Below are 13,948 nucleotides of genomic sequence, written 5' to 3'. Positions count from 1 at the left end.
AATGATCTATTCTATATAACTTTATAGTCTTATCATTCTTTATATGTATTAATTGCTAAAAAAAATAAAAATCCTTATAACCAGTAATTTGCTGAAATTCAATTAGTTATACATGATTTGTTTTTCAGTACCTGAGATTAAATTATATTTAGTTGTTTTAAACGAGTAAGTTATGTGTGGTTGTCTCGACTGATGCTATCATATAAAATCAAAACTGAAGCGTTTATTATAGTTACCCCTCATCTTTATTATTAATTTAAACACTATTAAAGGTGAAAAACACAATCAAAACTTATGTTTTTCTTTTGGCAGCTTCGGGGCTTACTTTTTCAAGCCTTGTTGCACAGCAAAAAGATCAAAATTCAACCACATTTGTACAACCCAAAAGTATTATAGAGTTAAACACTAGTACTACTAGTCAATCCAAACGTTATCAAAACCAAGTAACCAATAACAAGTCTTTGTTTGAAACACATCTAAAACTTGCCAATGGCAATACCCATGTACTTATCGAGACAGAAACCGATGCGTTGGGCTTTACCCACGAAAAATGCAAACAAGTATACAGGGGTATCGACGTAGAGTATGGTGTTGCCTCGATAAGCCGTAAAAATGGGCGAGCCGTATCGATACACGGGGAGTATTATAATGTAAATAATGTGGCAATACGCCCTACTATTACTGCTAATCACGCTTTACAAAAAGCCATTGCCCGTGTAGGTGCCAAAAAATATTTATGGGAAGATACTGTTGCTGCCAAAAACTCTGGGTATAGCAAACCCAAGGGTAAGCTATTGATCCTACCCGATTTGAATTTTAAAAATGCACAAGGTGCAGTAACCCGGTTTAATTTGGCGTACCGATTTGATATACAGGCCACCTCACCCGATATTTATGCTGATGTATATGTAGATGCACATACAGGTGCTATTTTATTGTATACGAATAAAATGATGCATGCCCATTCACATACCAAAAATATGATGTCTACGACTTGTTCTACGGCATCTACTATAGGTAGTAACACCTCGATACTAAAAAAGCCAGTCAAGACCACTGCAATGGTCATGGCCAGGGGTGCCGCCGATACCCGATATAGTGGACGTAGAAGTATTAATACCGCCGAAGCCCCCATTATTGGACTACAAGGTTTTGTACTGCATGATACTACCCGTGGTGGTGGTATACATACCTATAATGCCAATAGCCAAAGAGACCGTGCCTCGAGAACAGAGTTTGTTGACAATGATAATAACTGGACAGCTGCAGAATACGACAATGATGAAAAAGACAATGCCGCTCTGGATGTGCATTGGGGGTTGGCAGAAACCTTTGATTACTTTTCTGAAGTACACCGTAGAAACGGTCATGATAATCGTGGCGGGGTACTTAATGCCTATGCACATTATGGTAATCAAGAATTTACTGCTGTTGCTTTTCACCCAAATACGTTGGTTTTTGGGGATGGAGATAGGATCCAAACGCGCACCAAGAGGATAGATGCTCGTGGTTCTCTAGATATTGTAGCCCACGAATATGGGCATTTAGTATTTAGTCACGAGGTAGGTGGTGTTTCCAGAAATTTTGAAAGTAATGCAATAGACGAAGGGGTTTCTAATATTTGGGGACATATGGTAGAACATTATGTAAAAGGAAATGGAAATGATACCAACCCAAATAATACCGTATGGATTTCTGAAGAAGAAAATAGTATGTCTAATGGTCAAATAGGCGTACAATCTGCAATGAACCCAAAAGCCTATAATAATCCAGATACCTATGGAGGTACACATTGGGAAGGAGCAAGTACTCATGCTCAGGGACAAGTAATAGCACATTGGTTTTATCTATTATCGGTAGGTAGTCGTGCTACCGATGGGATAAATGATAACGGGCATCGATTCAATATCAGGGGGATCGGCATTAATAAAGCATCCAAGATTATATATCGTTCTATAAGCCAGTACTTTACTGTTAATGTGGACTATTTTAGTGCCAAATTAGCAACTCAAAGGGCCGCAAGAGATTTGTTTGGAACAGCAAGTACAGAAGCACAAGCCGTAACCGCTGCCTGGAATGCCGTTGGGGTAGATATTTCACAAATAGAATATTGTACAATTGAAACCGGATTTGCAGGGACTTTTTCCATAACTAATGTTACTATTGGAGATATTAACAATACCAGTCCAAGTGACCCTGATAGAGATGATGGATATAGTGATTTCACAAATATCAATACTAATCTTACAAAAGGAAGACAAACCAATTTCTCTATAACTGCTACAATTACTTCTGGAGAGCAGGTTTTAATTGATGAGCTCCAAGAAGAAGGGAATGCCGATTTTAATTACAATATCTGGATTGATTATAATAAGAATGGAACTTTTGAGTCTAATGAAAGGGTCTATTTTCAAAATAGAGGAACAGATTTGGAGGAAGAAACGGGTAGTTTTAGGGTCCCTAATAATGCCAGAGAAGGCCTAACAAGAATGCGTGTATCAGCAACATTAGGTAGTATAAATTCTTGTGGAGAAAATCCGTTCATTAATGATGATGGTTTTGTTTTTGACGGAGAAGTAGAAGATTATATAGTTAATATTGTTTCTGCCAATGCTGGCAGAACTGCTGCTAAGGCAGATAATAATGCAGATATTACTATAGCACCCAATCCGTTTACGAATCATTTTACTATAGATACAGCAACGATGCAAGGGGATACATTAGTGGCCAAAATATTTGATATGAGTGGTAAATTATTACTATCTCAAAACTATAAAAAGGCACCTAAGCAAATTACCCTGGGAGACCGTATCCAAACCGCTGGCTCTTATTTTGTACAACTAAGAACAGAAAAGGAAGCTAAAACTCTGCAAGTGCTTAAGCTATAATATAACTTTACTACTGCCTATGCCAACTCTGGATATAGGCAGTAGTGTTTTTTGATGATTCATTTTATAATTTTTGAATGTCCGAAATGCGTAATAACTCATTATTACTAACTTGTTTTAGGTTCTTGTTATAAGTTAATACCATTTCTTAAATGATTTTACCATTAACTGAATCAAAAAGAAACAATTTTAGTAGGTAATATCATTTAAGAAATGGTATAATACTTATGAATGTAATAAACCTCAAATCCCGTTGGAAAAAGCGGGATTAGTGAAACTCTGTTTTGAAAAGTTGCGTAGCAATGCCTTCAAAACAGAGTTTCACTAATAAATTCGGAATGACATTGAAAATATCAGTAGTACACAAAACAGATAATCATATATAGCTTTATGTGACTTTTACATATTTTCCTGCCCTTACTTATGTGTATTTATCAATCTAGTAAAAAATCCTCGAAATTATTTTCACGAGATTTTAATACATAAATTTTGTGCCGTACAATTTTTGATAGTATATCCTATTCTTTATAATATCTCTAAAATAAAGAGTTAATTCATTGTTAATCTATGGGTTAAAATTTTTAAAACCTATTTATTTTATTTGTTAATTGTTGTATTTTTAATGTTCATCAAAATAAATCATAGTCATGAAGATTACTATTTCTGGATTAAAAAAGATAACCAAAAAGCAACAGAAAACAATAATTGGTGGTGATTGGACATATATTCCAAATATTACTAGATATTCGGATTGTCAAGCTCATTGCTCACCATTCAAATTTCTTCACGAAAATAATAGTTGTTACTGTTATTACTAATACCAATTTCTTAGAAATTACTGTTAATAGAGTTTTGTAAACTGGGTGTTCCTATAGTTATATAGTTACATCTATAGTATTCGTCATGCTGAACTTGATTCAGCATGTAAGTTAACAGGTGTGCAGCCTATAAATATTAGATTCCAAATCTAGTTTGGGATGACATTATAAACTGATTTAGGAGGTGATAACGAATATTGTTAATCTATAGGGTTTGTGATTTTTGATACTAGAAAGTCAAGGTGTCATCGACAATAGCTTAAAAATATGAAAATTGGGTAAAAAAGGGCATTTTTATAGCGAATTGAAAAAAGTTTAAACCAGTTCTACATCCTTTTTTCTTGTTGTATTGTGAATGATACGATTTTCGAATAAAATTTTCGTATTTAATCACATTCTTTTTCTACTATATTTTCTTCATAAAATTAAGCAATAGCTATACTTCGGTATAGCTCAGTACAAATGGTTATTCTTTAATTTGATTCATCAATCTAGCGAAAAATTGTTGCAATTATTTATACAAAATTCTCATCCAAAAATCGTATGAATTACTCTTTTACCACTTTAAAAGTATCCTTTTCGTTTATTGTAATAAAATAGATTCCTTGTGGTAACGAACTCATTGGTAAAGTAACCTTGCTAGCATCTAAGGTATATATTCCCGAAGAAATGTGAACGCCAATTGCATTGTATAGAGATACTTGTAGATTATTTAGTCCTGTATTTGGAACCGAAATAATAACATGATCATGAGCAGGGTTAGGAGCAATTACAAATTCATTAATCAAGTTTACATTGGTGGTGGTGAGTTTACCTTCGCATGCAATGCTTGATATGACTTCGATATGATCACCATGTTGTACATCTATATCAAAAGTAGCAATATCAAATATTCCTTTTTCTTCATTATTAATCATTACTGTATATGGAGCAGTACCACTAGCGATTACAATGTTTACTTTTGAGTTTCCTGCCTGTGTAATTAGTTCGGTTTTTCCTTCTAAGTTTTCACCACCTTCAATCACTGCTTCAAAACACTGCTCGCAATTGGTAATCCCATTAACTCCTATACAAACCGAATAAGTGCCCGGTGCCAAATTATCAACTGTTAAGGTAGAAGTAAAGTCATAATCTACTCCATTAATAGTAGTTGTATAATCCAAAGCAGTAGCGGCATTGACAGTAATCATTCCATTATTGGTGTCAACGCAGGTTTCACTAGCGGTAGTTATTGTAAAATTATTTGCAGATAAACTTAAGAGAGGGCAGGGCTCTTCTATATTGACAGTTCTAATTACCGGGGTTGCAACACCACCAGAAGGTGTGGTCGCAGTATAAGTAACTGTATAAGTACCCAATTGATTCGTATTTACAGTAGATGCATCAATCACCAGAGTAGCACCATAAGTAACGGTGGCCCCTAGTTCGACATAAATATCTCCTTGCTCTATAATTTGAGGATTATCACCCAATAAAGTAATTACAGGCGTAGGGCAATTGTGTCCTCCATCATTAATGGTCCAGTTATAAGTTGAGCTTGTCAACGTATTTCTTGCCGCTTCGGCCAAACAATATGAAGCATCGGCATTTAATGTCATATCTGCAGGAATTGCAGTTTCACCTGCTTCTAAAGTTGCCCAACCAATTAATGTTTTGTCATAGTTTTCTTGGGTCATTCCTGAGCCTGTAAAGAAATCATCGAAACCTTCTACATTACTAATATCCCAACTTGATAAATCTTGGTTGAATGATGAAGCTCCGTAAAACATGTATCTAATATCATAAACATCACTCATATTCCAATTGCTCAAATCTTGATTAAATGAACTTGCTTCTTCAAGAAAGCTTGTCATATATCCAACTTCATTTAATGTCCAATTACCAATAGGTTGATTAAAAGCTTTTGCACGTAAAAACATACCTTCCATATCATCTACTTTAGACATGTCCCAATTAGAAATATCTTGATTAAAACTAGTAGCATTTCTAAAGGTATAAACTGCTCTAGTAAGTTTTGTAAATGTCCAATCTGAAATATTTTCATTAAAAATCGTACATTCATTAAACATACTTGAAATTATAGAAATGTTAGACATATCCCAATTCCCGATTTGATCTTTTAAATCTTCAAAATTGGTACAACCTTGAAACATTGAGCTAGTAGAGTCTATTAAAGATAAATCTGGTACGTCATCGGCATTTAACTTTAAATTCACACAGTTTGAAAAGCTATTGATTAGCCTTCGCCATTGTTGTGTTCCCCATTGCTCAATAGTTTGTAATTTTGAACTTGAACCACTTAGGTTAAAAACCAATGCAGGAAATTCTCCTGTAATTTTTACCTCATAAGTATCTCCTGTTGTGTAGGTATGTGATGCTTCAGCTGTAAGTCCATACTCAACAGTTCCATCACCCCAATCTATAGTGTAATTATATGTGTATGAATTTCTAATAGGTATTGTTATTTCATCTCCATCAGCTACTAACCAGGTAGTAATAAAAGCATCTCCTGGGCAATTTCTACCGCCATCATTTATTTCCCAATTATAAGTTGGACTTGTCAACGTATTTCTTGCTGATTCCCCTAAACAATAGGTAGCATCGGCATTTAATATCATATCTGCAGGAATTGCAGTTTCACCTGCTTCTAAGGTTGCCCATCCTATTAGGGTTTTATCATAATTTTCTGTAGACATTGCTGTCCTAGTAAAGAAGTTGTCCAGAGCCTCTACATTACTAATATCCCAACTGGATAGATCTTGATTAAAAGAGGTTGCTCCCTCAAACATGTTTCCAGCTTCATACACATTACTAAAATCCCAATTGCTTAAATCCTGATTAAATGATGTTGCTCCTTTAAACATTCTATCGATATAATCCACAGTGCCTAGCGTCCATTTACCAATGGGTTGGTTAAAGGAAGTAGCATCTTTAAACATGGCATCAAATTCGTCTACTTTGCTTACATCCCAATTTGATATATCCTGATTAAAAGTAGCCGCAGCTTCAAAGGCGTTATAAGCATCAGTCAAACTAGTAAAAGTCCATCCTCCAATATTTTCATTAAACAATGTGCAACTATTAAACATAGAAGCGATAGATTCAATAGTTGTCATATCCCATGAGTTGATGGTATCTTTTAGATCTTCTAGGTTTGTACAATCCCTAAACATACTTGACATACTTGTTACTTGGGATAAATCCGGCGTATCATCAGCATTCAATTTTAGATTATAACAACCACTAAAAGCACTTTCCATAGAAGTCCACTGTTGTGTACCCCATTGATCTACAGCTATAATTTTATCTCTGGCTGCAGAATTTCCATTAATATATAGCCTTGGAAAATCTCCTGTAATCTTTACGGTATAAATATCAGCCACTGCATACTCATGGCTGGCATCTCCAGTAAAACCGGTTTCTATAGCTCCATCTCCCCAATCTACTATATAGTTATATCCAACACCATTTGTTGGGATGGTAATACTTTCATTACTAGCAGTAGTTTGCCAAGTAGTGATAAAGAAGTCTTCAGGACAAGAATTTCCTAAGTCATTAATGGTCCAATTATATGTGGTATTCGTTAATGTATTTACAGCATCTACACTTAAACAATGTGCTACATCTGCATCTAAAGTTAAACGAGTAGGTATTTGAGTTTCGCTATCTTCCAAAGTTGCCCAACCGATTAAAGTTTTGTCATAATTTTCTTGAGACATTGCCGTACCTGTGAAAATATTATCCAACACTTCTACATTACTGATATCCCATGCTGATAAATCCTGATCGAAAGCTGTTGCACCATTAAACATATCAGAAGCTACATACACATTACTAAAATCCCAATTACTTAAATCCTGATTAAAAGAGGTGGCTCCGGCAAAAATGTTATTGATATAATCCACAACTCCCAATGTCCAATTACCAATAGGCTGGTTAAAGGAAGTTCCATCTTCAAACATGGAAGCAAGACTATTTACTTTACTCATATCCCAATTAGAGATATCTTGATTAAAGGCTGTAGCTCCAGAAAATGTTGAATTAGCTGATTCTAATTTGGTGAATGTCCATGATGATATATCTTCATCAAAAACAATACAATCTTTAAACATGTTCGAAATTGATGTAATATCAGTCATATCCCAATTTCCGATCTGACCTTTTAAATCTTCAAAATTGGTACAACCACTAAACATATTCCATAATCGCGTTACTTGGGATAAATCTGGTGTATCATCGGCATTTAATTTTAGATTAGTACATCCTTGAAAGGCACTTTCCATAGAAATCCATTGTTGTGTACCCCATTGATTCACTTCTACAATTTTGTCTTTATCTACTGAATTTTTGAAATATATTCTAGGGAAAGATCCGCTAATTGTTACTATATAGGTTCCTGCGGAGGTATAGTTGTGAGATATTTCTTTGTTTACATTAACATCGCTGGTACCATCACCCCAATCGATCGTAAAAACGTAGCTATAATCTCTATCAGTAGGAATTGTAATTTTATCATTATCTTCTACCAACCAAGTTGTAACAAACATATCTTCTGGACAAGCCTTCCCTCCATCGATAATGGTCCAACGATAAGGATCATCTATTAATATATTTCTCCCTTCTTCTGAACAGTATCTCAATCCATGAGCACCAAATATAATAAGATCTGGAACATCATCAATTCCGTCATTTAAATCACCACTAGAATCTGTTGCCCAACCTTTTAAAATAGCTTCGTAATTTTCTACAGACATACCTGAGCTGTCAAGCATATTAGACATTGTATTGGCACTGCTAATATCCCAACCTGATAGGTCTTGATTGAATTTAACAGCTCCAGAAAATGTAAAATCGAACCTATCAACTTTACTAACATCCCATTTGTTTAATGGCTGATTGAAAGAACGAGCAAAAAGAAACATAAAAGCCATATTTACATCTCCAGAAACAAATTCACCTATATTCCAATTACTGATATCTTGATTAAATACAGTGTTTCCATTAAACATCCCTGAGAAGTTTTCCACATTTCCTACATTCCAAGATCCTATGTTTTCATTGAACGTTCTTGTACTACTAAACATATTTCGCATAGTGGTTATGGTACTTACATCCCAATATTGCATCATATCTTTTAGATCTTCAAAATTGGTACACTTGCTAAACATATCTTCTAAAGAAGTTAACTGAGATAAATCTGGAACATCATCAGCATTGAGTTTTAGATTAGGACAATCTTCAAAACCACTTACCATAGAGACCCATTGCTGTGTACCCCATTGCTCAATGGTTTGCAATCTTGGTTTGGCCTGAGAAGCATTATCAAAATAAGGCTGTGGAAAATCTCCGTAAATTTTTACTGTATAGGTTCCTGCAGCAGCATATTCGTGGTTTACTGTGCTTGTTAAATTTCTAGAAATCGTACCATCTCCCCAATCCACACTGAAATTATAAGCAACACTAGAGACAGTAGGTATCCTAATATATTCATTTGCTGCTGTAGTTTCCCAAGTGGTAATAAAAAAATCTGTATCTGCACAACCAAATCCTCCATCCGTGATTCTCCAATTTAACCCACTGTTATCAGCTAATATATTTCTAGCAGCTTCACCTAAACAATAGGTAAGATTAGACGCTCCTAAATGTAATCCACTTGGTGTATTACTGTTCTCTGCCCAGCCGATTAAGGTAGCGTCATAATTAGTAATAGAAAGTCCGCTATTAACTAACATGCCTGAAATATCTGTTACTTTCTCTAGATTCCAAGCACCTAGATTTTGATCAAAATTTTCGGTGCCTATTAACATACTATTCATATTAATGGTCCCAACAACATGTTCACCTATATTCCAACCGCTAATATTTTGATTAAAACGGGTTACTCCTATGAGCATTGAATTAAAATCAGTAACGTTACCGACATCCCAAGTGCTGATATTTCCATTGAAATTTCTAGCATTAGTAAACATCAATCCCATATTTGTGATATTGGAGGTATCCCAATTTGAAAAATCTGGTGATTGTAAATTCACACAATTTCGAAACATTTGATTTAAAGAAGTCACATTGGATAAGTCTGGGACGTCCGTTGCAACTATTTCTAGATTAGTACAGCCATAGAATGCGTTGCTAAAAGAGTTCCAAGTAATAGTTCCCCATTGTTCTATGGTTCTAAGCTTTCTTGCATTATTTAAATTATTTGATGATGTAAACCGTGGGAAATCACCTGTTATTTTTACAGTATGCATTCCTACAGTAGTATAAAGATGACTTGCATCTCCTATAAAACCGGTTTCGATGGTACCATCTCCCCAGTCTACCGTATAATTGTACTCATCACCTGATGTGGCAATGGTAATACTTTCATCTGCGGCTGTAGTTTCCCAAGTGGTAATAAAAAAATCTGTAGAGGTACACTTTGCTCCTCCATCAGTGATGATCCAATTATTAGGTGCTAAGGTTAGTGTACTTCTTGCATCTTCAGCAAAACAATATTGTGCATCTCCAGCTCCTAAAGTAACATTCGAAGAAAGTGATTCTCCGCTTTCTAAAGTAGCCCAACCTATAAGGGTTTTATCATAGTTTTCATCAGATAAACTATTTACACCACCAAAAATATCTGTTAAATCAAGTATGCTACTAAGGTTCCAATCTCCTAAACTTTGATTAAATGCCTTCGCATCTACAAAAACAGCTGCAGCAGATTCTAGATTACCGGTATTCCATTGATCTAAAGGATAATTAAAGTTTTCGCATGCCTGAAACATATTGTTAATACTTTTTACATTACTCACATCCCAAGTATTAATATTTTCATTCATATCAGCACTTCTGAACATATTATCCATTAGTAAGATAGTACTTGTATTCCAATTTGCTAAATTTCCACCATTATCAATACAAGCTCCGTTCTCGAACATACTTACCATAGAAGTAGCATTACTTAGGTCAGGAGCATCAGTTGCGTTTATATCTAACCAAGAACACCCTTTAAAAGCACTTTCCATAGAAGTCCATTTATTACTTCCCCATTGTTCGATAGTTCGTATTTTTCTACGGTCTGCATTTCCATTAAAACGCATACGATTAAAGCTTCCCAAAACACGAATGGTGTACGTACCAGCATTAATATAGGTATGATAGGCTTCTTCTGTTTCATTAGTAATGATCCCATCACCCCAATCTACCGTAAAATCAAGTCCAGTATCTGGGATAGGAAGTGATATTTCTTCATTATTAGTATTAATTCTCCAGGTAGTAATAAAAGCTTCTGTTACATCACAAGCAGCACCATCATCAGTAATGTTCCAATTGAATCCAGTAGGATCTGTTAATGTAGTTCTTGCTGATTCTCCTAAACAATATTTTAATCCACTTGCTCCCAAATCAATTCCTGTTGGTATATCATCAATTCCGTCGCTCAAATCTCCACTAGCATCTGTCGCCCAACCCAATAATGTTGCATCATAATTTTGTTGCGATAACCCTGAGTTATTTAACATATTACTCATGTTAGTTACTTTACTGATATCCCAATTGCCTAATGATTGATTGAAATTGGTAGCGTTATTGAACATCAATAACATGTTTCTGGTACCATTACTATTTTCTCCAATATTCCAATTACTAATATCTTGATTAAAGGAAGTTGCTCCTGAAAACATTTGCACAAAGCCATTACATTTACCTACATCCCAATTTTTTATGGTTTCACTATTGAATGCAATAGCATTTTGGAAAGCACCTCCAAAAGCTACAATGCCGCTAGTATCCCAGTTTGAAAAATCTAAAGTTTCAGAGGTCCCCAAACTAGTACAGCCATTGAATACCCTTACAAGATATATAACATTACTTAAGTCAGGAGCATCTGAAGCTGTAACATCTAAGTTTGTACATCCCGAAAATGCATCGAGGAAATTTGTCCATGCAATAGTTCCCCATTGCTCAACTGTTAGAATTTTGTCTTTATCTCCTGAATTAGCAAAGTAAATTCTTGGGAAATCCCCAGTGATGGTAACCGTATGTATTCCTGTATCAACATAAGGGTGACTAGCATCTCCAATAAAACCAGTTTCTATTGTTCCATCTCCCCAATCCACTGTATAATTATATCCAGATCCAGTTGTAGGGATGGTAATACTTTCATTTGCGGTTGTTGTTTCCCAAGTAGTAATAAATTCGTTTTGGGCATGTACAATTCCTAAACACAAAAGGTTTAGAAATAACAAATAGTAGTTTTTTTTCATTTTGGATTGGGGTATTGATTGAATTGCAAAAATAAATCTCCTGTAAACAATTTCGTATCTTACAGCTTAGTTTTATTGTAGTTACGCGATTTGTACCCTAATTTGTACCCTCCTTAATCAGCTATTTGACTTCAGTTTTATAGTTTTGTAAGGAGTACCAATTATTTTTTGAATCAACAATAGGCTTTTGAAAACTATTTACTTTCATTTATCAGTAGTATTTTTTTATGTATTATTATCTATTGCATCTTTCGCACAAGAAATTTCAAATGAGGATATATATGAAACCATTTTTACTGATTCAATTACTTCAAAAAGTATCCTAGGCAACTATTTTTATGTTGCTGAAGATGTTACTTTACAAATGGGAATTGAAGAGGCCGTAAACCTAGACTATAAAAAATCAGAAAAGGAAAGGATCAATCTTGGTTTTACAAATACCAATGTTTGGTTAAAATTTAAAATAAAAAACAATACTCCAGAACATTTTAGCAAATTACTAAGAATCCAAAAACCACTATTAGATTCTGTTAGTTTGTATTATAAAGAACATAAAAAATGGAAAGTTTACCATACAGGAGTTATGGTTAATGAAGCTGACAAACCTATTAGAGGTACTTCATTACATTTTCCTTTAGATTTAACACCAGAACAAACCCAAACCTATTATATTAAAACCTATAGTCAATACGGAAAATCATATGCTGTATCTATAATTAATGAAGAAGACTATTTGAACAACGAGCAAAACGAATTATTAGCAATGGCCTTAATTATTGGCGCATTGGTAATCATTGTATTTTATAATATATTGTTAGGTATAGGCTTACGTGATAATGTGTATTTTTTGTATGCTGGAACTATTTTAGGTGGGTTATTGGTACAAATTACGGTTAGAGGGTTTATGAAAAAGTTTTTATTGGATGAAATGCCTTTTCTCCAAGAATGGTGTACACCTATTTTTTTAACTTTTGGTACGGTAATAACAGCACAGTTTTGTATTCATTTTTTGGAAACAAAAAAGTATAGTAGGTCTGCACATTGGCTACTCAATGGCATTTTTTATTATGAACTTTTGGCGCTAGCTTACGTAATGATACGACAAAAGTTTTTTGGACACCCTCCTAATAACAGTCCTGTTGCTATGGGATTATTGTTATGTAGCTTTTTGGCGCTTTATGCTGGTATTAAAACTTATATTGGAGGTAATTCTTTTGCCAAATACCTAGTTATTGCTTGGGCGACTTATTGTACCAGTGTAATTATTTATACCTTGACTGTGTTTGTGATTTTACCTGAAAATTTTTTTACACTTAATGCTTATATGATTGGTTCTATTTTAGAAGCTATTTTATTATCATTGGCTGTCGCAGATCGTTACAATACTTTAGAAAAAGAAAAATTTAATTTAGTGGCTCAGTTAATTTCTATGGAAAAAGACATTTCCTTAAAAAGTAAAGAAGTTATGGCTTTACAAATGGAAAGTGTAAAACAACTACGTTCTAAATTAAAGATTGCTCAAAGTTTAGAACAAATAGTTAACAACGATACTGATGTAAATGTAAATTCAATTTTGGCTGATATTAGATCTAGCAAAATAGAAGATAAAAAAGCATTAATTTTTAAACAAAAAATAGCGAATTACAATAGTAATTTTGTTACTCAACTCTCCTCAAAGTTTCCAGAACTATCTAAAACAGATATTGAAATTGCAAGTTTTTCTAAACTAAAACTTACCAGAAAAGAAATCGCTGAACTAAGAGGAACAACTATCCATGCTGTAAAATCTGCAAAATCTCGTTTAAAAAAGAAATTAAATTTATCAGCTATGGATAGTCTAGAGGATTTCTTAGAAAGTTTTTAAGGTTATACTTATAAAACAAACAAAACCTTCCGTCTCTAGCTAATCAACTATACATAAATACTGATTTTCAAATAATTATTGCTTTTACATGAGGTTTTTTTGTAAATGTACCCTGACTTGTACCCTACTTAT

The 13,948-nt window shown here is 34.1% G+C and carries 3 protein-coding genes; 2 read left to right on the top strand and 1 reads right to left on the bottom strand.

What is annotated here, in order from left to right; translation table 11 throughout:
• Positions 1 to 272: 272 nt before the first annotated feature.
• A complete protein-coding gene (locus tag ABW636_RS06810; protein WP_367589211.1) occupies positions 273 to 2,888 on the top strand; it encodes a M4 family metallopeptidase in 2,616 nt (871 codons plus the stop codon).
• Positions 2,889 to 4,254: 1,366 nt separating this feature from the next.
• Here ABW636_RS06810 and ABW636_RS06805 read toward each other — a convergent pair.
• Complete coding sequence (locus ABW636_RS06805; RefSeq protein WP_367589210.1) at positions 4,255 to 11,952, bottom strand: BspA family leucine-rich repeat surface protein; 7,698 nt, start codon at positions 11,950 to 11,952, stop codon at positions 4,255 to 4,257.
• Between the two features lie 187 nt (positions 11,953 to 12,139).
• Here ABW636_RS06805 and ABW636_RS06800 point away from each other — a divergent pair, with 187 nt between their 5' ends.
• Positions 12,140 to 13,816, top strand: a complete 1,677-nt coding sequence (locus ABW636_RS06800; RefSeq protein WP_367589209.1) for a 7TM diverse intracellular signaling domain-containing protein — start codon at positions 12,140 to 12,142, stop codon at positions 13,814 to 13,816.
• Positions 13,817 to 13,948: the final 132 nt, after the last annotated feature.

Origin of the sequence: Aquimarina discodermiae (assembly GCF_040786235.1) — a bacterium.
Lineage (GTDB): Bacteria > Bacteroidota > Bacteroidia > Flavobacteriales > Flavobacteriaceae > Aquimarina.
Note: the sequence above shows the minus strand (reverse complement) of the source record. Positions and strands in the feature narration are given on the sequence as shown.